Origin of the sequence: Paenimyroides ummariense (genome assembly GCF_900115115.1) — a bacterium.
GTDB lineage: Bacteria > Bacteroidota > Bacteroidia > Flavobacteriales > Flavobacteriaceae > Flavobacterium > Flavobacterium ummariense.
This window is the reverse complement of record NZ_FOVI01000027.1, coordinates 16,511-37,819: the sequence shown is the minus strand read 5'-3', so window position 1 is coordinate 37,819 and position 21,309 is coordinate 16,511. Positions and strand designations below refer to the sequence as shown.

The 21,309-nt window shown below is 33.3% G+C and carries 19 protein-coding genes and 1 tRNA gene; 5 read left to right on the top strand and 15 right to left on the bottom strand.

Features of this window, described 5'->3' with window-relative positions; all coding sequences use genetic code 11:
• A tRNA-Val gene (locus BM253_RS14525) sits at nt 1-60 on the bottom strand.
• 466 nt (nt 61-526) lie between these two features.
• On the opposite strand from BM253_RS14525, the gene BM253_RS14515 reads away from it, so the two are divergent.
• Nucleotides 527-1,138 (top strand): IS110 family transposase, encoded by a 612-nt coding sequence (locus BM253_RS14515; protein WP_091525756.1) that lies wholly within the window; start codon nt 527-529, stop codon nt 1,136-1,138.
• 877 nt (nt 1,139-2,015) lie between these two features.
• On the opposite strand, the gene mazG is transcribed toward BM253_RS14515, so the two are convergent.
• Genes mazG through def form a run of 3 tightly spaced genes read right to left on the bottom strand, consistent with a single transcriptional unit; the run spans nt 2,016 to nt 4,010 of the window.
• Nucleotides 2,016-2,798: a nucleoside triphosphate pyrophosphohydrolase gene (gene mazG, locus BM253_RS14510; protein ID WP_091525754.1), complete on the bottom strand. Its 783-nt coding sequence runs from the start codon at nt 2,796-2,798 to the stop codon at nt 2,016-2,018.
• Between the two features lie 45 nt (nt 2,799-2,843).
• Nucleotides 2,844-3,368: a DUF5606 family protein gene (locus BM253_RS14505; protein ID WP_091525752.1), complete on the bottom strand. Its 525-nt coding sequence runs from the start codon at nt 3,366-3,368 to the stop codon at nt 2,844-2,846.
• 54 nt (nt 3,369-3,422) lie between these two features.
• Nucleotides 3,423-4,010, bottom strand: coding sequence for a peptide deformylase (def, locus tag BM253_RS14500; RefSeq protein WP_091525750.1), 588 nt, complete (start codon nt 4,008-4,010; stop codon nt 3,423-3,425).
• A 112-nt stretch (nt 4,011-4,122) separates the two neighbouring features.
• On the opposite strand from def, the gene BM253_RS14495 reads away from it, so the two are divergent.
• Nucleotides 4,123-6,321: an FUSC family protein gene (locus BM253_RS14495; RefSeq protein WP_091525748.1), complete on the top strand. Its 2,199-nt coding sequence runs from the start codon at nt 4,123-4,125 to the stop codon at nt 6,319-6,321.
• A gap of 164 nt (nt 6,322-6,485) precedes the next feature.
• On the opposite strand, the gene BM253_RS14490 is transcribed toward BM253_RS14495, so the two are convergent.
• From BM253_RS14490 to BM253_RS14480, 3 genes are all read right to left on the bottom strand, one after another.
• Nucleotides 6,486-7,865 (bottom strand): DUF4153 domain-containing protein, encoded by a 1,380-nt coding sequence (locus BM253_RS14490; RefSeq protein WP_091525745.1) that lies wholly within the window; start codon nt 7,863-7,865, stop codon nt 6,486-6,488.
• Between the two features lie 61 nt (nt 7,866-7,926).
• The gene (locus BM253_RS14485; protein ID WP_091525743.1) at nt 7,927-8,217 is read right to left on the bottom strand and encodes a winged helix-turn-helix domain-containing protein; all 291 of its coding nucleotides are present in this window, start codon (nt 8,215-8,217) and stop codon (nt 7,927-7,929) included.
• Nucleotides 8,218-8,832 (bottom strand): hypothetical protein, encoded by a 615-nt coding sequence (locus BM253_RS14480; RefSeq protein ID WP_091525741.1) that lies wholly within the window; start codon nt 8,830-8,832, stop codon nt 8,218-8,220.
• 135 nt (nt 8,833-8,967) lie between these two features.
• Between BM253_RS14480 and BM253_RS14475 the strand changes: the two genes are divergently transcribed.
• The gene (locus BM253_RS14475; protein WP_091525739.1) at nt 8,968-9,726 is read left to right on the top strand and encodes a T9SS-dependent choice-of-anchor J family protein; all 759 of its coding nucleotides are present in this window, start codon (nt 8,968-8,970) and stop codon (nt 9,724-9,726) included.
• A gap of 73 nt (nt 9,727-9,799) precedes the next feature.
• Here the strand turns inward: BM253_RS14475 and BM253_RS14470 are convergent, their stop codons facing one another.
• From BM253_RS14470 to BM253_RS14445, 6 genes are all read right to left on the bottom strand, one after another.
• Entirely contained in the window at nt 9,800-10,282 is a 483-nt protein-coding gene (locus BM253_RS14470; protein ID WP_091525736.1) for an ABC transporter ATPase, read from the bottom strand.
• 1 nt (nt 10,283) lies between these two features.
• Nucleotides 10,284-11,075 carry a (Fe-S)-binding protein gene (locus BM253_RS14465; RefSeq protein WP_091525734.1) on the bottom strand — a complete coding sequence of 264 codons (792 nt, stop codon included), beginning with the start codon at nt 11,073-11,075 and terminating at the stop codon, nt 10,284-10,286.
• Between the two features lie 34 nt (nt 11,076-11,109).
• Complete coding sequence (locus BM253_RS14460) at nt 11,110-12,450, bottom strand: 4Fe-4S dicluster domain-containing protein (RefSeq protein ID WP_091525732.1); 1,341 nt, start codon at nt 12,448-12,450, stop codon at nt 11,110-11,112.
• Between the two features lie 48 nt (nt 12,451-12,498).
• Nucleotides 12,499-13,455 (bottom strand): MlaD family protein, encoded by a 957-nt coding sequence (locus tag BM253_RS14455; RefSeq protein WP_143095676.1) that lies wholly within the window; start codon nt 13,453-13,455, stop codon nt 12,499-12,501.
• 16 nt (nt 13,456-13,471) lie between these two features.
• Nucleotides 13,472-14,638 (bottom strand): N-acetylmuramoyl-L-alanine amidase family protein, encoded by a 1,167-nt coding sequence (locus BM253_RS14450; RefSeq protein WP_091525728.1) that lies wholly within the window; start codon nt 14,636-14,638, stop codon nt 13,472-13,474.
• 430 nt (nt 14,639-15,068) lie between these two features.
• Nucleotides 15,069-15,830, bottom strand: a complete 762-nt coding sequence (locus tag BM253_RS14445) for an N-acetylmuramoyl-L-alanine amidase family protein (RefSeq protein WP_091525726.1) — start codon at nt 15,828-15,830, stop codon at nt 15,069-15,071.
• 113 nt (nt 15,831-15,943) lie between these two features.
• Between BM253_RS14445 and BM253_RS14440 the strand changes: the two genes are divergently transcribed.
• Both BM253_RS14440 and BM253_RS14435 read left to right on the top strand, forming a co-directional pair.
• Entirely contained in the window at nt 15,944-18,637 is a 2,694-nt protein-coding gene (locus tag BM253_RS14440; protein ID WP_177205799.1) for a putative LPS assembly protein LptD, read from the top strand.
• Nucleotides 18,638-18,689: 52 nt separating this feature from the next.
• Nucleotides 18,690-19,070, top strand: a complete 381-nt coding sequence (locus tag BM253_RS14435; RefSeq protein ID WP_091525724.1) for a Rid family detoxifying hydrolase — start codon at nt 18,690-18,692, stop codon at nt 19,068-19,070.
• A 203-nt stretch (nt 19,071-19,273) separates the two neighbouring features.
• Here the strand turns inward: BM253_RS14435 and BM253_RS14430 are convergent, their stop codons facing one another.
• Nucleotides 19,274-19,756, bottom strand: coding sequence for a hypothetical protein (locus BM253_RS14430; RefSeq protein WP_091525722.1), 483 nt, complete (start codon nt 19,754-19,756; stop codon nt 19,274-19,276).
• Nucleotides 19,757-19,807: 51 nt separating this feature from the next.
• Nucleotides 19,808-21,181, bottom strand: coding sequence for a T9SS type A sorting domain-containing protein (locus tag BM253_RS14425; RefSeq protein WP_177205798.1), 1,374 nt, complete (start codon nt 21,179-21,181; stop codon nt 19,808-19,810).
• Between the last annotated feature and the right edge of the window lie 128 nt (nt 21,182-21,309).

Genomic DNA, 21,309 nt, shown 5'->3' with positions numbered 1-21,309 from the left:
TGAGGGGTTCGAACCCCCGACCCCCTCGGTGTAAACGAGGTGCTCTGAACCAGCTGAGCTAATCGCCCTTTCTTTTTGAACGGACTGCAAAGATACAAACCTTTTGCAATACTATCCAAATTTATTTTTTACTTTTTTTCTATGAACGTGGCTTTCGTTACTCTGAAAGCGGTTGCAAATATAGTACTGTTTTTTTGAACTTTGCAAATGCTTTTGTAAAGTTTTTTAATCTTTTTTGTAAGAAGCTGAATATGTGTTTAGTGAGGGATGTTTGGCAGTTCGACAGGCTATTAGATTTGTATTTAGTAAATTCAGTTATTATTAATGAAGATAATTTCTGAACAACCAGAGGGAATAGGTGAACTAGTTCGGCTCTTAAACGTAGTGGTTTATCCTGAGCATTAGTCCTATTCTCCTCTTTGGTTTTAAGTACCATTTAGAATGTTAAGCTTAAAGGCTTATTAATAGCGTTAGTAATTGAAACCAATTGGGTTGTGTCAGAGTTGTTTTCCTTAAATCCAAATTTATGAAAAATTTTAATATTGGCATTGATGTTTGTAAAGACACACTTGATTTCTGTATGTTGGAAAAAGACAGCCGTAGAAAACTCCAACAAGGTGTGATTGCGAACAAAGAAAAAGAGATTCTTACTTGGCTAAAAAATCTAGACAAAGAAAATGTAGTTGTTGCCCTAGAGCATACAGGACATTACGGTGCGCTACTGTCTTGGCTATTAGAAGAACAATTGTTTACTTACTATTTGATCAACCCATTAGATCTTCAGCGATCATTAGGACTACAGCGTGGAAAATCTGATGTAGTGGACGCCTATAGAATTGCTGATTATATCATAACAAGTCATCATAAACTATCACCTTTTAAATTGCCTTGTGAATCATTAAGAAAATTAAAAGCACTAATGACGGCACGTGAACGATATGTGAAAATGTCAGTACAAATACAAAATAGCTTAAAAGCGGAAATGATACTAAGTGAAAAAGTAGCATTGAAACAATTGATAAAGCTTGAGCAAAAACAATTAAAATTTATCAAAAACACGATACAAGATTTAGAAAAACAAATGATGGAAATAGTAAAATCAAGTCAGGATCTAAACACCACCTACACAAAAATTTAAAGCTGCGGGAAGTGCCATTCAGCACGATCCGCAACTAAAAAAATATTACGAACAAAAACTAGAAAAAGGAAAACATAAACTTACTGCTTTAAATGCTGTTGCGAACAAAATTGTATTACGAATATTCGCCGTCGCGAAAAGAAATGAACCTTTTGTAAAATTAATTGATTGATTACTTGTTTTTATCTTAGAATGCTCAGGGACCAGCTCACTGACCGCATGAGTGTTTGGGTGAAGCTCTAATTTTTTTACCACAGATGACACAGATTGTCGCGGATTTATTTTAGTGTTTGGCTAAAGCCTTATCAAAATGTAACAACAACCGTCGAACTAAAGTTCGAGGCAATTAATTTTCCGAAAGGATTTGAAACCTTAAACTTCAAATCATTTAACCACTGATTGCACAGATTTACACGATGTTTCAGGCTTTACAGCAATACATTTTATGCTATACATAAAATTTTGCTAAAGCCTACTTTAATTCACAACAACCCTCGAACTAAAGTTCGAGGCAATTGATCTAAGAGAACCTGAAACATTAAACCTTGAATCATTTAACCACAGATTTAATGATCATCACAGACTTATAATAAATTGTTAACTTCTCTATTTCGGCTTAAATAACTAAAAAAACTGAATCCGATAAAATATCGAACTCAGTTTTACACTAATTTTCAACTTTTCCATTTTTTTGATGTAGTCTAAATTGAACAGCTTTTTTATTACATAAATTTTCCTAATATCCAGTATAAAATTATAAACACAATAATGGTTCCAAAGCAGCCAAAACCAGCTTTCTTTGCACCCCAGCCTGCTAATAGGGCTCTTAATAAATCTTTCATAGCTTAATTTTTTTTATTTAAATGTATGAAAATTTTTATTTTGATTCAAACTTTTTTACTTCGTTCCAATAAACATCTAATTCCTTTAAAGATAAATCTCCAATTGTTTTAGAATCCTGCTTTATTAATTCTTCCATTCTGGTAAATCGGTTAATGAACTTCTGATTGGTTTTGTTTAATGCCGCTTCGGGATTTATATTGCAAAAACGAGCGTAATTGATCAGTGCGAACAAAACATCGCCAAATTCCTGTTCCTGTTTTTCGAAATCGTTATTGGCAACTTCAACCTTAAACTCATTTAGTTCTTCTTCAACCTTTGCCCAAACATCCTCTTTATTATCCCAATCGAAGCCTACACCTTTTACTTTATCCTGAATACGGAATGCTTTAATTATTGCCGGAAGCGATTTTGGTACACCACTTAAAACAGATTTATTTCCTTCTTTCAGTTTCAGTTTTTCCCAATTTTCCAGAACAGCTTTTTCATCTTCGGCAACGGCATCGCCATAAATATGCGGATGTCTGCTTATTAACTTTTCGCTGATTCCTTTACACACCGCTTCAATATCAAACAAATTGGTTTCACTGCCTATTTTAGAATAAAAAACAATGTGAAGCAAAAGATCGCCTAATTCCTTTTTAATTTCGGTGGTATCGTTATCTGTAATGGCATCGTTCAATTCATAAACTTCTTCTATCGTCAAATGCTTTAACGATTGAAAGGTTTGCTTTTGATCCCACGGACATTTTTCACGCAAATCGTCCATTATATCTAACAATTCTTCGAATGCTTTTAATTGTGCTGTTCTGTTGTTCATACTAAAACGGTGTAAAAAAACCGGCAAAATAGCCGGTTTTAAATATTATTCTTTATCTTCTGTTTTCTTTTTTGTTGCGCGCTTTGCTTTTGGCTTTTCTTCAACAACTTCTGCTTCTACAGTTTCCTGCTCTTCTGTATTGTTGTTGATAGTAACCGTACCAGTTGTTGTAACTGCCGGTGCTGTTAAAGCTGCAATGTAGTTAGCCTGCTGCAAAATGTTGTACCAGTTTAATACTTTTTTAATGTCTGATACATAAACGCGGTCACGATCAAAATCAGGCACTACTTCACCAAAATAAGCTAATAAATCGTTATTTGTTGCTTTGTGGTCTAAAGCTGGTCCGTTGTTTTCTTTGGTTGCAATTTTAGCAAAAACTTCGAATAATTTTAATTCGCCTGTTTCTGTATAGATCGAAATTTCTGATAACAAGCTTACATTGCTGCGTAAACCAACTGTTAATCTTTTTCCGTCAATTAATGATTCTGCAATAAATCCTGATCTTGTTTGGATTTTCAATTCGTATAATCCTGGTTTTCCAGATATAGCTAAAACTTTCTCTACGCTCATTATTTTATTTTTTTCAAGGTCACAAATATCATAATTTGAATTTAATATCCAAAATTATCTACCTTTTTTGTTGATAAATTTCATTTTATAATCGGGAAAAACTTTCCCTTCCATAATATTCTGTAATCGTTTGCTGTTTAATTTCTTTTTTAATGTAGAAATTTTATCGGTGAACAACACACCTTCTATATGGTCGTACTCATGCTGAATTACGCGCGCTGCATATCCTGAAAATTCCTTAACCTGCTTTTCAAAATTCTCGTCGTAATATTCAATGGTGATATTCGGTTTGCGGTACACATCTTCACGAACTCCCGGAATACTTAAACAACCTTCGTTAAAAGACCACTCCTCGCCTTCTTCCTTCAAAATTTTTGCATTAATAAAGGTACAACTAAAGTTCGACAGAAAATCGCGTTCGCTTTTAGAAAGATCTTCATCTTCGCCAAACGGTTTGGTATCTACAACAAATAAACGAATGGGTAAACCTATCTGCGGGGCTGCCAAACCTACACCATAAGCATTATCCATAGTATCGTACATATTGTTAATAAGCTCTTTTAACTGCGGATAATCTTTAGAAATTTCTTCGCATTCTTTACGTAAAACCGGATCGCCGTAACCTACAATAGGTAAAATCATTGTTTCGTATTTTAAATATTCTGCAAATTTACAAAATATAGTAAAATTTACCGCTAATTAATTAACTTTAATGTTTGTATAAGTTCACTTTTTATTTAATGATCTTTTTAAAATGTTCGATAAATTATTCTTGAAATTTGGTGATAATCAGTTTTATAACGCAATTAAGATTACGTTTACAGCCATTGTTGCCTTTTTTATTTTTTACAGTTCTGCCGATTTTACCGCTGCTTTTACTGTTACTTTAGGCGCTTTGTTGTGTGCACCAATTGATATATCGAGCAATTTTAAGCATAAAATTATTGGTTTGCTGTTGGTTTCGTTCTTAATTCCTATTATTTCTTTTTCGTTAACCTACACTTACCCCTACTTTTATATTTTTGCACCGCTTTTTTGTGTGCTTGTTTTTTTATCGGCTTTTATTTCGCTTTTTGGGCACAGAGCCAATTTGTTATCGTTTACTTTGTTGTTAACGATTAGTTTGTCTTTTATTCATCATGACAAACCTGAAATTTTACTTACAAATTGCTTTTATTTATTGTTAGGTGGATTGTTTTATACATTGATATCGATCGTTTTTTATTTTATTAAACCCAACCGATATATAAATCTTGAAGTTGCCGAATGTATTGAAATTACCGGTGAATATTTAGAATTACGATCTAAGTTATGGATTGAAAATGCAGATCGTGAAAAAATTAATCGCCAAATGTTGGAAAAGCAGGTTAGAATTAACGAACTGCATGAACATATTCGCGAATATCTGGTTTACAATAAGGCACGTACATTAAACTCTAACAACAACCGAAAACTGCTGGTTGCATTGTCGTCATTGGTTGATATTTTAGAACTTGCTATGGCAAATACGTTCAATCATAAAGAGTTTATTGAGTTTTTTAAAGACGATGATTCTATTTTAGCGGAATACAAAACGCTGGCTCATAGCTTTTCGGTTACCTTAAAAAGTCTGGCTTTTCATATCAAAACAAATAAAAAGCATCATTCTATTGGGAATTTGGCTAACGATTTCAAAAAATTGAAGTTGCGAATAAACGATTACGTTAAAAATCAGAATATATCTATTTACGATGAAAATGCCGTAAACGTAAACAACCTTCTTTTTTACGCCGATAAACAGATCGAAAAGATAAAAGGTTTGGAGCGGGTGTATAAAGAACGTGTAAACGCAGATGAATTAAGAGGAAAGTACCGCGATTTAGAAAAATTCTTCACGCCTGAACATTACCGTTTAAAAACATTTTTAGATCATTTAAACTTTAAATCGTCCACTTTTAGATATGCTTTGCGTATTACTTTAACCATGTTCGTAGGATTAATTGTGGGCAATATTTTTAATTTCGAAAATGCTTATTGGATTTTACTGACTATTGTGGTTATTATGCGTCCCGGTTATGGTTTAACAAAACAACGATCAACACACCGTGTTATTGGAACGATTATCGGTGGAATTTTAGGAATTTCGGCGCTGATTTTAATCGATAGTAATATTGCTTTGAGCGTGCTGGCAATTATTTCGATGCTTTTGGGATATTGGTTTTCGGGTATCGATTATAAAGTTGGTGTAACTTTTGTAACTTTTTATGTAATTTTAATTTACGGGTTGCTTACGGATAATGCGGAAACACAATTGATTTATCGAATTTTAGATACGGTTGTAGGCGCACTTTTAGCCTTTTTAGCTACCAGATTTGTGTGGCCAACTTGGGAACTGAATTCCATGAACATTCACTTGGAAAATTCGCTGAAAGCCATAAAATTGTACATTATAGAAGTGAAATATTACTATATAAAGAAAGGCGAACCATCTACATCATACAAATTGGCGAGAAAAAATGCTTTTATTGAAGTAGGAAATTTAATGGCGAGTTTTCAACGAATGATTCAAGAACCGAAAGGTAAACAAGTTAACCGTGCTGAATTGTACGAATTAACTGTTTTAAACCAAACGCTGGTTTCATCTGCAGCAAGTATCGGCACTTACATTCAGTTTCATAAAACTACCGAAGCTTCAAAAGCGTTTAAGCTGGTAATGGATTACATCAACAACAACTTAAGTCAGTCGTTACATAATTTGGATTTTGATGCCGAGATAACATCTGATATCGAAGAAGATTTTAAAATCAGCATTACCGAATTAAAAGCCATCCGCAGACAAGAAGTCGAAAAATTAGATATTGACGAAGCTTCTAAAATTCAGAAATTAGAAGAATCTCAATTAATAATCGATCAATTAATTTGGATGAGCAACTTATCAGAAAAAATAGAAAAAACTACGCTGAAAATGAAATAGAAATCCGAAAAACACACTGCACCGAAATAGTGTACAACTTTTTGAGCAGTGTGTTTAAACTCGGATTTTGTTTGTCCTTCAATGATCAAATCAAATTAGGAATATCAAAAGTGTTAAGTATTGATTCTTTTTTCAATTACCTAAATCAGAAAAATAGATCTCAATTAATCTACTTTAGCATTACTGTAATACAACTGCTTTGATAAAAACGGTAAATCCTTATGATATTTCATTCGGTTTAAAAGATATTTTGGTACTTCCCTATTCTTTTTTTTGTAATATTCAATCAATGTTTTTTCGTTTCCTGATAAATCATTAGTCAAATAGTACCAATCGATTCTATCTTTCTGTAAATTGTAATTGGTCATAATATTTCCCCAGTTAAAAATCGAACAAAAGATCAAACTATAAAAAATGATCCACGACATTCTATCAATCAAGTAAAAATTTGTTCGTTTATTATGGATTTTTAGGAACGAATAAACCAAACCAATCAAGCAAATAATCAAAAATAAATACACACCCAAACGTTTGTAGGTTAACCCCATTGCGTTGATGTAAACCGAGTTTTGATAAAAAGCCGATGCTATTAAAAATGCGTTTAAACCAATCCAAATTTTTGTCAATCGAAGCAGCCACGTATTGTTTTTTATAAAGTTCAACGCATCTTTAAAGAAGAACAAAACCACGACCATTGCCAAGAAAACTGATGTGATGATTAAATAAATCTGACTGTGCGTTCGCGAACTGTACTCGGAAATATGTTGAATGGTTTGCTGTGCATTTTCTACATTAAAAACAATTACAAAGAATAACAACATGCAGTTTAAACTAACCAATGTGATAATTCCGCTACGGACTTCAAAATCTAACGGAATAAAATTAAACGATGGTTTTTGATTGGTTTGCTGTTCTTTAGTGAAATTGAATTTTAGACTTTTATCGATGATTTTAATAAAATCGAATACCTTGATATGCCAAAATACAAAACTTATGTAAAACCCGAAGATGATGGTAAAAATGATTAATCCGTCGATATTCCATTCGTAACGATTGTACCAATTGTTTAGCATATCGCTCGATGAAACGTACAATCCAAAGAAGACCGATAAGATACAAAAAGGTAAAATTACGTACGAAAAAATGGTAACGAGTGTTTTTTTAGAATCCTCTTTTTTGAATTCGAACCATTGATCTATCAGAAAAATTCGACCCACAAATGCTGGCCAGCTAAATGCGAAATTAAAGGCTTTTGAAATTAATTTTAGTTGCGGATCTACCACATAATATCTAAAAACAAACGACGAAATTACTACCGAAAGTACCGTAACTACTGATAACAACCATGCGTTTGAAAAGCTTGTAGCTACAACACAAAGTGCTAAAGTTAACGCCCTTTTATCGCGTAACAATTTAGGTTGCATAACCAATTGTGCAATTAATAGAATTATTGCAAAGATGGAAAGATTAATGCCGAGTTCCTGATCATAAAAAAGGACGGCAAATAAAATGGTGCTGATAAAAATTAAAAACTGTTTTTTCATAATATTTATAATTAAAAGTACTTTGTTTTTCAAAGTTTATTGTTAAAAAAATAAGACGTTATTACTGTCTCATAATTTTTTCAAGAAAAGCAAGATGTTGTTGAAATGCCAACTTACCAGCTTCCGTAATTTTATAGGAAGTTCGTGGCTTTTTTCCAACAAATTCCTTTTTAATCTCTATGTATTCGTTTTTTTCCAAAGCGGTAGAATGGCTTGCCAAATTACCATCGGTAACCTGTAGCAGATTTTTCATTTCGGTAAAATCAACCCATTCATTCACCATGAGAACTGACATTATACCTAACCGAACCCTGCTTTCAAATTCTTTATTTAAACCGCTAATCAAACTCATTTACTTGTATTTTCTGTGTAAAATAATACCGTAAATAATATGCAAAACTCCGAAACCAATCGTCCAGAAAATCAATCCTTTACCAATAAAAAATAAAGACAAACAACCTAAAATGATTTCCAGAAAACCTAAATATTTAATATCGGAATACGTATATTTTTCGGCATTAACTAAAGCCAATCCGTAGAAAATTAAGGTTGTTCCGGCAACTAAACCGTATAAATTGTATTGTAACAACGCTAAAACAAAGACACCGCCAACCGCTAAAGGAATAGCTAATTGAACCAAAATTTTCTTTGTAGTTGCTGTCCAAATTTGTAAACCCAATTTTTTACTTTTACGAACTGTGAAATAGCAACCGCAAAAAATCGCTAATAATAATGCTGATGCGCCTAAAACAATTAATTTAAAAAGCATATCTGCCTGATAAACTTTTTGTTGATAAAGATCATAGTCTACAAAGTAATCATTTGTTAAATACATCGCCATACAGCCAGCTATTAAACCAACAATGCCTGCTCCTATTCCAGATAAACCGCTTAAAGATAAAAATCGAGACGAACGTTCCATCATAGAACGTATATGTGCTAAATCATCAAAAATTTTTTGATCCATTATTACTTACTTTGAAACACAAAGTTATTTGAAATATTCATTCAACAAAATTTTATTTACACTTTTTTAAAAAAATATTTTTTATTTAGATTTAATATAAATAAATTTGCGTAATTAAATTTTAATCTAATAGTTATGAATAACTTTTACGCAACAAAAAAACGTTTAACATCTTTATGCTTATTAGCAATTGGATTAATATCATTTAACGCAAACAGCCAATGTACTGCAGTTGCAACTATTAATGAAACCTTTGACGCAATAACAGCAATGCCAAATTGTTGGAATAAAAGCGGGAATGTTCTTTTTATGGGTAATGCTGCTGTAATGTACAGTGGAGGTGCACCAACTACTGGTGGTGTTATTTACTTAATTTCTCCTGAATTATCAACTATAGATGGTAATCATTTATTAGAATACGTTTTAACAACTGCTGCACCTAATAACAATGGAGCCCTTGAAATTGGTACTATGAGTGACAATACTGATTTCACCACATTTTCAGCAATAACAACTCCTACACCTAATGGAGGAACATATACAACAGCTGCAATTCCTGCTAATTCAGGACATAAGTATATTGCTTTTAAATTTACTTATACAGGAGTACACCAAGGAGTAACAATAGATAATGTTGAATGGAAAACCGCATTAAGCACCTCTAAATTTGACACAAGTAAAGTAACGGTTTATCCTAACCCTACTTCTGGAATTTTTAATGTAGATTCTGAATTGAATATCGCTAAAATTGAAGTTTTCAACTCAACAGGTCAAAAAGTTTTAGCTACTGCTAATAAGGAAATCAACTTACAAAGTGCTGCTAACGGATTATATTTTATAACTGTTACTACAAACGAAGGTACACAAGGTACTTACAAATTGATCAAAAAATAAGAAGAAGAAAATCTTTATAAAAAAAAACTCCCCTTTAAATTTAAAGAGGAGTTTTTTATGTTTAAAATTATCATTAAAAAAAGCGGCTATGCCAGCTTTCGCCTGCAGGAACTTCCCAAAATTCTTCGAATTCTTCTATAGTATTTACCAAATTGTTAAACACAACAGTATTTGCGTTTACAGCTTTTTCTTTTGCCATTTTCTTGAAATCGATTAACGATTTATGTGCAATAAACTCCCCTGTTTTATAGGTTACATTCATTTTATCTAATAGATCGATTCCGAATTTTTGTTCTAATTCTTGAATGATTCTCACAGAAGCATCAATAGAACAACCAGACGCTGCATGATATTCCTGATCTACCGCCAAAATAATAAAGCGGCTGTATTTTAACTGATACGATGCTTTTAAAGGTGTGCTGTGTGCTGCCCAATTTTCAACAAAATTGGTTAACAATTCGTTTGCAGTTGCAACTTCTTCATCGGTCATTTTTCTGTTTGCCTGATAAATCCAGATTTTAGCTGATTTCGGCATTTCTTCAAAAGGTACAAACATACTATAAGTCTTGTGCGTTAGCAATTAATTCGGCAATATCTAACACCTGAATTTCGTTTTCTTTATGGCTAAACTTTACCCCATCGGTTAACATTGTATTGCAATAAGGGCAGCCCGTTGCTATAATATTTGGGTTGGTTTCCATGGCGTCTTTGGTGCGCAACACATTAACATCCATATCGCCTTTTTCAGGTTCTTTAAACATTTGTGCACCACCGGCACCACAGCACAAAGCGGTACTTTTATGGCGTTTCATTTCTACAATGGTGGCAGTTGTTTTTTGCAACACTTCGCGCGGGGCATTGTAAATTTTATTGGCGCGACCTAAATAACAAGGATCATGAAAAGTAATGCGTTTGCCTTTATAAGTATTTTCGCTAAATTTTAATTTTCCTTCGTTTATTAATTCATTTATAAACTGTGTGTGGTGTATTACTTCGTAATTGCCACCTAAACCCGGATATTCGTTTTTTAAGCAATTAAACGAATGTGGATCACAGGTTACTATTTTTTTAATTTCATAAGCATTTAGAATTTCAATATTCATCATAGCCTGCATTTGAAACAAAAATTCGTTTCCGGCACGTTTTGCTACATCGCCGGTGGCACTTTCTTCTGTTCCTAAAACAGCAAAATCAACTTGGGCGGCATTTAAAATTTTAACAAATGCACGCGTTATTTTTTTTGCTCTATCATCATAACTTCCGGCCGAACCTACCCAGAACAATATTTCGGGCTGTTTGCCTTGCGCCATCATTTCGGCCATTGTAGGTACTACTAAACTTTCTGACATTTTCTCTTTATTTTTAGTTGATGATATGGATAGGTTAATTTTCGTCTTTCCAATTTAAACGATCCATCTGACTGTACTGCCAAGGTGCCCCATTGTTTTCAATGTTGGTCATCATGGTGTTTAATTCCATTGGTGCAGCACTTTGTTCCATAACCAAAAATCGGCGCATATCCATAATGATAGATAACGGACTGATGTCTATTGGACAAGCTTCAACACAGGCATTACAGGTGGTACAAGCCCACAATTCTTCGGGTGTAATATAATCATTCAACAATGTTTTACCATCGTCTACAAAAGTTCCTTTATTGGTATCGATATTTTTACCGACTTCTTCTAAACGATCGCGCGTTTTCATCATTATTAAACGTGGCGATAGTTTTTTACCGGTTAAATTTGCCGGACACGATGATGTACAACGACCACATTCGGTACAAGAATACGCATTTAACAGCTGAACCCAGTTTAAATCTTGAACATCTTGCGCACCAAATTTTGCTGGTGCTGCATCTGCATCAGGTGCTGGTGCTGCAAACGGATCTGCATTTGGATCCATCATTAATTTTACTTCATTGGTAACTGCCTGTAAATTATCGAATTTACCTAACGGTTCTATATGTGCAAAATAGGTATTCGGGAATGCCAAAATAATGTGCAAATGTTTAGAATAGTACAGGTAATTAAGGAAAGATAACACCATAATAAAGTGTCCCCACCACCCTACACGTTCTAAAACATGTAAAGTACCTTCGCTAAAAGATCCAAAAACAGCCGGACCAATGAATTGAGAAATGGTAAAATTAAAAGATCCCTGACCTTCAAAATGTGATTTTCCCATGTTGTACAAAACCTCATCGGTTCCGTTCATGGTAAAAATGCACAATACCAAAATAATTTCCATTATTAAAATTAAATTGGCGTCTTTTTTAGGCCATCCCATTAATTCTTTCATGTTTAAACGCGGAAGTTTTAACAGGTTTCTTCGTGATAAAAAGATAATTGTTGCCGTTAATGCTGCAACCGACAATATTTCAATTAAACTGATCATGAAGGTATAAAAACCACCAAGCGATTCTTTAAAAATACGGTGTGTTCCAAAAACTCCGTCGATAAAAATTTCTATCAGTTCAATCTGGGTAATCATAAATGCTGCATAAATGGCAAAGTGTAAAAGTGCCGGAACGGGTCTGGCAAACATTTTCTTTTGCCCGAAAGCTACAAGAAGCATATTTCTCCAGCGTTCTGAAGAGCGGTCGGTTCTGTTTACAGACTGACCCAACTTTATATTGCGGTAGATTTTCTTGGCATTTACTGCAAAAAATCCAAAGCCTGCAACGGTTAAAGCTATAAATAAAATACTGCTTAAAATGTGCATTACTGTTATAAATTAATTATTGTTTTTGTTGTATTTAGTTTTGTATGATTATTGTTTTACGGGTTCTGCATAAGGCTGTGCTTTTTTACCGAAAACCGAAATATTTATGTAACGGCGTGGGTTTAGTTTAACGTCTTCTAACAAACTGTTTAATTCTTTTGTTGCCGATTCTAAGTTGTTGTACAGCTGCTCTTCTTTCATTAATTTACCAATGTTTCCTTTGCCACTGTTGGCATCGCTCATCATTTTATCAAGGCTTGATGCTGCATTATCGAATTTATTAAGGATATCCTGTAATTTTTGTAATTGAATCTTATCTAAATCGTTAGAAAAAGCCGAAAGGTTTTTAGATGTTGTATTGAAATCTGAAACAATATTGCTGATTTTAGCTTCGTTGCTTGATACAATTCGGTCAAACTTACCCGTAATGGCATTTGCATTACCCATTGTAGCGTTTAATTTAGCTAAAGCTTCTTGCAGGTTTTTCTGCGCAGCCGGATCTAACGTTTTGTTTATGGTTTGAACCAAGATGTTTACATTGTAAAGAACAGAATCTAATTTTTTAGCGATAGGATCTACTCGTTGCCCTAAATCATCAATTAAACCAGCCATTTGCCCCGATTGCAAATAATCGCCGCTTTTTGCCAAGGTTGGATCGTTGTAATTAATTTGAAGTGCAATTTGTTTTCCTCCGATTAAATCAGGCGAATAAATTACGGCTTTAGATGAGATCGGAATATCAACCTTATCGGTCATTACAATTTCTACCAACAGTTTTCCTTGACCTTTTAACGAAATGTGATGCACCTTACCTACTACCATTCCGTTTATTGTTACAGATGATGCGGTAGAAAGACCTTCGACATTATCGTATTCCACAAAAAATGTTCTGGAACTGCTAAAAATGTTTTTACCATTTAAAAAGGTGTATCCCCAAATTAACATTCCTATAGATAATAACACTAGTACAGCGGTTTTTACCTCTCTTGATATAGCTATTTTCAATTTTCTATTTTTTTAGTTACTTGTTAATTGCTTCTTTAATGCTTATTTTTTTACCGTTTTTGTAAGCAACCAAAAATGCAGAATTGTATCCTTTGTTTTTAGCAACTTCCAACGCTTTACGTGCATGATCGTAATCGGTAGTTTCATTGTAAAAATACTTAAACATATTACCTTCTTTAACCATAGAAATATTGTTTAAGCCGTTAAAGTTACTTGGCGTTAAGGCAATATCTTTACTGCTTGCAGAAATTTGAACTTTGAACGAAACACCGGTTTTTGTAACTGTTGCAGGTTTAGATGCATCTACAGACGATGTTTTAGCAGGTTCCGGAGCTTTCTGTTTTATGGTATCGGCCTTTTTAGGTTCGTCTTCTTTAATTGGAGTTTCTCTTGGTTTTTGAGCCGAAATATTCTCGCTTGCTGAATGATACTGCTTTTTATAATCGATGATTGCATTGGCGATTGATCTCGCTAATTCGTTTCTACCTTCTTCGCTGTTTAAATATGCTCCTTCTTCGCTGTTCGATAAAAATCCTAATTCTACCAAAACACTCGGCATAAAAGCGGTGTACAAAACCACAAACGGAGCTTGTTTAACGCCGCGATTTTTTCTCTCGGCATCGTTTGTAAATCGAGTTTGAACTTTCGAAGCCAGCTCAATACTCTGCGTTACAAACTGTTCTTGTATCAGCGTTAAACCAATTAATGATTCGGGTTTGCTTGGATCGTAACCAGAATACGATGTTTCATAATTATCTTCTAACGTAATAACGGCATTCTCTTTTTTAGCAATTTCTAAATTCGATGCGTTTTTACTTGTACCCATTATAAAGGTTTCAGTTCCTGTTGCACTTGGTGCGTTAGAAGCGGCATTTGCGTGAATGGAAACAAAAATATCTGCCTTTTCACGATTGGCTATTTCTGTACGTTCTCTTAACTCTAAAAAAACATCAGTTTTACGAGTATAAATAACGCTTATTCCTTTATCTCTCTTTAACAAGTCGCCTACCTTTTCGGCAACATCTAAAACAATTTTCTTTTCTACATAATTTCCGCGCACAGCACCAAAATCTTTACCTCCGTGACCGGGATCTAAAACCACTTTAAAATTTTGGGCATAAACCGTTGATCCAACACACATTAAAAAGGCACCAATAGCAACTTTAAAGTTATCTATAAACATAGCATATTTATATTTCGTTTTCTTATAATAAACTCTAAATTTTAAAAAATATCGATATGAGATTTTCGCACAAAACAAAAACCTATTCTAATTTACAAAAATAGTATATAAAACTTGCATACAAAAGTAATATATCTCGTTTTTAACTCGATTTTACCTACAGCACGCTATTAAGAATTAAAACGAATAAGAGATTTGCTTACCAAAAAAGTATTTTTTCCCCCTTTGTGTGTAATTATTTGCACCACATAGAAACATAGATTTTTCTTATATTTTTTAAAAGATTATGATAGACATTTTACTTTTCGCATAGCGAACTATGTGAAAAATAATATAATTTCCTATCCTATCTTTTACAATTAGCTATAATTCTATTCGTCTATGTGGTTAATTTTTATTTATTTTGAATTACACCTAACGGTTTATTTTTTTAGATTGAGTTACTTTTTTTATAATCTCTAATAGCTCTTGCAATAGCCTTTGCCATCTCGTTTTTACCTGCTTCGGAATTCAAAAATTCGCCTTCTTCTTTGTTGGAGATAAAACCCAATTCAACTAAAATACTTGGCATAAGTGCACTATGCAAAACCCAGAACGGACCTTGCCTAACGCCTCTGTCAGTTCGTAAAACCTCATCTTTAAATTGAACCTGTATTTTAGATGCCAGATCAATACTTTGTTTGATAAATTGTTCCTGCATTAAAGTCAACCCTATTAAAGATTCCGGACGATTTGGATCGTATCCTTCATAATGTTTTTCGTAATTATCTTCTAACGTAATAACCGCATTTTCACGTTTGGCAACATCTAAATTCGCTTCGTTTTTACTGATACCCATTATATAGGTTTCGGCACCATAAGCGCTGGTGTTTTTAGCTGCATTTACATGGATAGACACAAAAACATCGGCTTTTTCGCGGTTTGCTATTTTTGTTCGTTCTGCAACTTCAACAAAAACATCCGTTTTTCGAGTAAAAATCACTTTAATATCTTTATCAAGCTTTAGCAGTTCGCCCACCTTTAAAGCAACATCCAAAACAATTTTCTTTTCAACTAAATTTCCACGCATCGCACCGGGATCTTTCCCTCCATGACCAGGATCTAAAACTACTTTAAAATTTTGCGCATAAACCGTTGATCCAACACACATTAAAAAGGCAGCACAAGCAGCTTTAACCTTATTTACAATCATGATTTATTTTATATTTTCGTTTCTTATTTAAAAGTCTAAAAGTAAAAAAAAATATTAGTAAGTTTGAAGTCTAAAAAACACACCTACCAATTTTACAAAATAGCTTTAAAAAGTTGCACAGAAAAGTAATATATATCGTTTTTAATTTGATCTTGATCCCGGGCGCATTGTCAAAGGTTTCGGCACAAGAATTCCCTCATGTAAACAAGCGCTTAAATATTGAAAGTAAGAACGATACACTTACCAAAAATCTTATTCCAAATACAACTTTAGATACTGTAAAGCCCGTTAAAAATGACAGTGTAAAACCTAAACAGGGACAAAAATTAGAAGCGCCTATGTTTAGAACTGCGAAAGATTACGAAAAGCTGGATCAGAAAAATAAAAAGGTTACGTTGTACAATCAGGCGGTTTTTAAGTATCAGGATTACGAACTTACGGCGGGAATCATTATTTATGATTATGAAAAGGAAGAAGTTTATGCCGGCAGAATTAAAGATTCGTTAGGAAATTTAACGCAGCATCCCGTTTTTAAACAAGGAACGCAGATCGTTGAACCAGATTCTATCCGTTTTAATACTAAAACAAAAAAGGCAATTGTTTGGAACACTCGCACAAAATATCAAGATTTTAATGTTAAGGCTGCAAAAACCAAAAAAGTAAACGATTCGGTTTACTTTATGAAAGATGTAATTTTTACAACTGCAGAAGATATTGAAAATCCGGAATATTATTTCCGTACATCGAATGCTAAGTTTGTTCCTAACAAAAAAATTGTAACCGGAGTCACCAATTTGGTTATTGAAGATGTACCTACGCCTATTGGTTTACCATTTGCTTTTTTTCCGTTATCGCAAGGATCTGTTTCCGGGTTCATTATTCCATCTTTTGGAGATACTAATTTACGTGGTTACTATTTACAGAACGGTGGTTATTACTTTGCGTTTAACGATATGGTTGATTTAACTTTATTGGGAGATGTTTACCAAAACGGAAGTAATGCTTTTAATGCGCAATCGCAATACCGCAAAAGATACAAATACAGTGGGAATCTTAATTTAAGATATGAAACTTTGATTGATGGTGAACGTGGTTTTGATAATTATCAGAAAGCGAAAATCTATAATATTCAGTGGAGTCATTCGCAAGATGCAAAGGCAAACCCAACATCACGTTTTTCGGCATCGGTCAACTTGGGTAGTAGTAATTATTTCCGAAACTCGTTAAACACGCAGAATATCGGATCCAACATGAACAACACCTTATCATCATCAATAAGTTATTCAAAAACAATCCAGTCTGTTCCGCAGGTAAATTACACTATTTCTGCAAATCACCAACAAAATACCAACACGCAGCAAATTACCATGTCTTTACCAAATGTGCAGGCAAGTGTTGACCGTGTGTTTCCATTCGCACCAAAAAACGGAAGTAAAAAAGGTTTCATTCAAAACATTAACTTACAGTATAATTTAAGAGGAGAAAATAGAATTCAAACTACCGACTCATTATTCTTTAAGCCGGAAATGTTTAACGAAATGAATGCAGGTATCCAGCACAGTATTCCGTTGGCAACCAACTTTAAAGTGCTAAAATATCTGTCAGTTACCATGACAGGAAATTATAACGAAACCTGGGTTTTAAATACCTTTGATAAATTTTACAGTAATGAAACTGGGCAGGTTGAAACTGTAAGAAATAATGGTTTTGATAGTTATCGAACTTATAATTTCAGTACAAATGTTGGAACAACCATTTATGGAACATTCAATTTTAATAAAAATTCAAAAATTCAGGCAATACGTCACGTAATGCGTCCGGCTGTTTCTTATTCATATACGCCAAGTTTTGATCAATATTACGACACCTATGCAATTGACGCATTAGGTACAACCATGCAAGAATACTCGCGTTTTCAGGGTACATTGTTTGGCGAACCTAACAAAACAATGTCTAACATGGTAGGTTTATCGTTAGGAAATAATTTTGAAGCTAAAGTGCGTGATGATGAATCTACAACCGGCGAACCTAAAAAAGTGATGCTATTAAATTCGTTGAACTTTAATACATCGTATAACTTTACTGCCGATTCATTAAAATTAGCACCTATTGGTATGAGTGCGAACACCAATTTATTAAAAGATAAGTTACGATTGAATTTTGGTGCAAGTTTAGATCCGTTAGCGCTTGATAATAGTGGTAGAAGAATTGATAAGTTTAACATTGCAAATGGTGGAAGTTTACTACGTTTAACTAGTGCCAACATTACAGTAAATTATTCTTTGGCAAGTACCGATCCGTTATTTGGTGGAAGTCCGAAGCGTGAAGACGAAGTAGATCAAAATGTTCAGAATGGTGGTCGTGGTGATGATTTATTTGGGCAGTCGGTGGATTTGGCAGACAGACAAAAATCGATGTTTGATGACAAAAAACGCGAAAAACCAAAAACATCTTTTTACAACACCGATATTCCTTGGGATTTAACGCTGGCATGGAGTTTAACCTATAACAATGCAAGCAGAAATTCCGAAATATCGAACAACTCGTTAATGGTTTCAGGAAACGTAACATTAGCTCCGGGCTGGTTGGCTGGTTTTTCTACAGGATACGATTTTAAAAACAAGGGTGTTACTTATACGCAACTGCGTTTTGAACGTGATTTGAAATCATGGCGAATGGATTTTTCTTGGATTCCTAACGGATACTATAAACAGTGGAACTTTTTCATTGGAATTAAATCGTCGATCTTACAAGATATCAAATATGAAAAAAGAAATGCTGCCGAGCGTCGTTTCAGAAACAGATAATTTCATAACTTTAAGCTATTCGTTTTTAGTTCTAACTTAATATATACATCAAATGAAACAAATAATCAACTCATCAAAAGCACCTGCTCCAATTGGTCCGTACAATCATTCGGTTATGGTTGGCGATTTACTTTTTATATCGGGACAAATTCCTTTTAACCAAGCAACAGAAACGTTGGTAACCACAGGTATTCAAGATGAGACCAAACAGGTAATGCAAAACCTTTACTATATTGTTGAAGAAGCCGGACTGACTTTTGAGCATGTTGTAAAAGCAACTATTTTCATTAGAAACATGGATCATTTCAGTATGATTAATGAAATATACGGAAGTTATTTTTCTGCCGAAACAGCTCCAGCACGTGAATGTGTTCAGGTTGAAAAACTACCACGAAACGTAAACATAGAAATTTCTATGATTTTGCATAGATAAAAAAAATTGCTTTCAGTTTTGAAAGCGATTTTTTTATAAACGTTTCTCAAATTTTCTATAAAAACCTGCAAAAACTGTTATTACAATTGTAGCAATAAGTATACTTAAAGTATCGCTAACGAATGGATCTACTAAATAAAAAATTACAAATGCAATTAGTAATGCCAAAATAATGTATAAAAGTGTTTTCATGTTGTAGAAAATTATTCAATCCAAAAAATAGTTTCTTTATGTAGTCCGTAAATTCTACTGTTCTTTTTATAAAACAAATCCAAAACATCAATAAACGTTTGGTAGGGAGTTTCTTTACTCGAAACAATATTAATGTGAACGCGCCGTTCTAAATCATTCAATCTAATTGAATCAATGATTTTATCAACTTTCTGTAACAAATCTTTATTTGATAATTTAACTGCATTAAAAACAATACGTTCGCTCCAACCACCACAAATTATAGTTCCATTATCTTCAGACTCATACATAGGTTCTGGTTCTGGCAAAGGTATTTCTTCATCTAACTTTTTTAAAAAACTTGGTTCTAATTTAGCGATTGACTTTGTATCAATAACTGTAAAATCAATAGCATTATCTACAGGTTTTGAATATAAACTATATACACAAAATACAAGCATTAATACACTTAATATTAAAAAGGTATAATTGTAAAATGATACTACTTGTTTCATTTAGAATTTCACGATGTAAAATAATAAGTTATTAATTTCTAATAATTAAAATTACTTAATAATTAATTTTTTAACAGCTTTTCCAATATTAGTATATACTTCAACAAAATATAGTCCTGATGATAAATTACTTATATTAACAGTTGTATCGTTTGCAACTTTAACAACCTGACCTAAAGTATTGTAAAAAGTTACTTTTTCTAAAATTAGATTTTCGTTTATAGTAATATTTAAAATATCTGTAGCTGGATTAGGGTAGATACTAAAATCATTTTCTGAGAATGCATTATTTGATGCTGATCTTAAATCAAAAACTTTTGTGGTTCCATGACGTTTTACAGCAACCCTTTCTCCATTTGCAGAAAGAGAAACATAATACCCAAAATTTATATCATTATGTATTTTGGTCCACACATTAGAGATATTTTTATAGATTCGAGTACCACCTGTAATCGTATTCGGAGACTCCATTAATGCTCCAATAGCCACCGTACTACCATCTGATGATAAGGAAACATCAAAACCAAATTGCTCATAATCTGTCTGTCCGTATATATCACTCCCTATTTGTGTCCATACGTTAGATATGTTTTTATAAACTCGCACATGCCCTTTATAAAGTCCGTTCCCGTTATTTCGATATCCACCAATAGCTATAATTGTTCCGTCTGAAGAAAGAGAAACACTGCGACCAAACCGGTCACCAGTCCCATCTCCTTTGATAGTTTGCCCTATTTGAGTCCATACCCCATTTACATTTCTGTAAACTCTTACAACTCCAGACGAAGATTCAAAAATAGTACCAACTGCTAACACATTTCCGTCAGCAGAAAGAGAAACACTGGTTCCGCTGTAATATCCCCAACCGTTACCATTTATGTCTTGACCAACTTGATTCCAAGTTTTCGAAATATTGTTGAAATTATAAACACGGGTAACTCCTTCTGGACTGTTAAAGTTCCCTTGCCAATCTTTATAAGGCGCACCTATGGCTACAGTATTCCCGTTAGATGAAAGTGAAACACTAAATCCACTTTGCTCTTCTACGGATTTTCCATGAATAGTTTGCCCTTTCTGTTTCCATATACCCATATCAAATTCATAAACACCAACGGCTCCTGCTTTAATTCCATTTACATTGTTATTTAAATTGTCCCCCACGGCTACTATATTTCCAAAAGAAGATAGAGAAACAGAAAAACCTCTAATAGGTATATTTTGACCTATTTGGCTCCATACTCCTGAAATGTCTTCATAAACTTTTGTTGCATTACCTTGACTTGTATCGGATACAGCAACTATATTTCCATATGAAGATAAAACGACGTTAGAGAAATTACCCTCACCATGAATGTCTTGACCAATTTGTACCTGACAGAATGCTTTTGTAGATATAAGTAATAAAATAAGTACTTTCTTTACCATAATGTGCATGTTTTTTGATTTATATGTAAATTTAATAAAATTTAACACTTATAAAATAAAAAAAAATGTTTTATTTTAAAATTAAAACAAACATTCATAATTATAAGTATACACTTTTAAATATTTCA

What these genes read in the sequence shown, in the direction of transcription:
- BM253_RS14465 (WP_091525734.1), bottom strand. Translation starts at nt 11,075, where the DNA reads ATGTCAGAAAGTTTAGTAGTACCTACAATGGCCGAAATGATGGCGCAA.
- BM253_RS14430 (WP_091525722.1), bottom strand. Translation starts at nt 19,756, where the DNA reads ATGAAACAAGTAGTATCATTTTACAATTATACCTTTTTAATATTAAGT.
- BM253_RS14480 (WP_091525741.1), bottom strand. Translation starts at nt 8,832, where the DNA reads ATGGATCAAAAAATTTTTGATGATTTAGCACATATACGTTCTATGATG.
- BM253_RS14515 (WP_091525756.1), top strand. Translation starts at nt 527, where the DNA reads ATGAAAAATTTTAATATTGGCATTGATGTTTGTAAAGACACACTTGAT.
- BM253_RS14435 (WP_091525724.1), top strand. Translation starts at nt 18,690, where the DNA reads ATGAAACAAATAATCAACTCATCAAAAGCACCTGCTCCAATTGGTCCG.
- def (WP_091525750.1), bottom strand. Translation starts at nt 4,010, where the DNA reads ATGATTTTACCTATTGTAGGTTACGGCGATCCGGTTTTACGTAAAGAA.
- BM253_RS14425 (WP_177205798.1), bottom strand. Translation starts at nt 21,181, where the DNA reads ATGGTAAAGAAAGTACTTATTTTATTACTTATATCTACAAAAGCATTC.
- BM253_RS14470 (WP_091525736.1), bottom strand. Translation starts at nt 10,282, where the DNA reads ATGTTTGTACCTTTTGAAGAAATGCCGAAATCAGCTAAAATCTGGATT.
- mazG (WP_091525754.1), bottom strand. Translation starts at nt 2,798, where the DNA reads ATGAACAACAGAACAGCACAATTAAAAGCATTCGAAGAATTGTTAGAT.
- BM253_RS14475 (WP_091525739.1), top strand. Translation starts at nt 8,968, where the DNA reads ATGAATAACTTTTACGCAACAAAAAAACGTTTAACATCTTTATGCTTA.
- BM253_RS14450 (WP_091525728.1), bottom strand. Translation starts at nt 14,638, where the DNA reads ATGTTTATAGATAACTTTAAAGTTGCTATTGGTGCCTTTTTAATGTGT.
- BM253_RS14490 (WP_091525745.1), bottom strand. Translation starts at nt 7,865, where the DNA reads ATGAAAAAACAGTTTTTAATTTTTATCAGCACCATTTTATTTGCCGTC.
- BM253_RS14505 (WP_091525752.1), bottom strand. Translation starts at nt 3,368, where the DNA reads ATGAGCGTAGAGAAAGTTTTAGCTATATCTGGAAAACCAGGATTATAC.
- BM253_RS14445 (WP_091525726.1), bottom strand. Translation starts at nt 15,830, where the DNA reads ATGATTGTAAATAAGGTTAAAGCTGCTTGTGCTGCCTTTTTAATGTGT.
- BM253_RS14485 (WP_091525743.1), bottom strand. Translation starts at nt 8,217, where the DNA reads ATGAGTTTGATTAGCGGTTTAAATAAAGAATTTGAAAGCAGGGTTCGG.
- BM253_RS14495 (WP_091525748.1), top strand. Translation starts at nt 4,123, where the DNA reads ATGTTCGATAAATTATTCTTGAAATTTGGTGATAATCAGTTTTATAAC.
- BM253_RS14460 (WP_091525732.1), bottom strand. Translation starts at nt 12,450, where the DNA reads ATGCACATTTTAAGCAGTATTTTATTTATAGCTTTAACCGTTGCAGGC.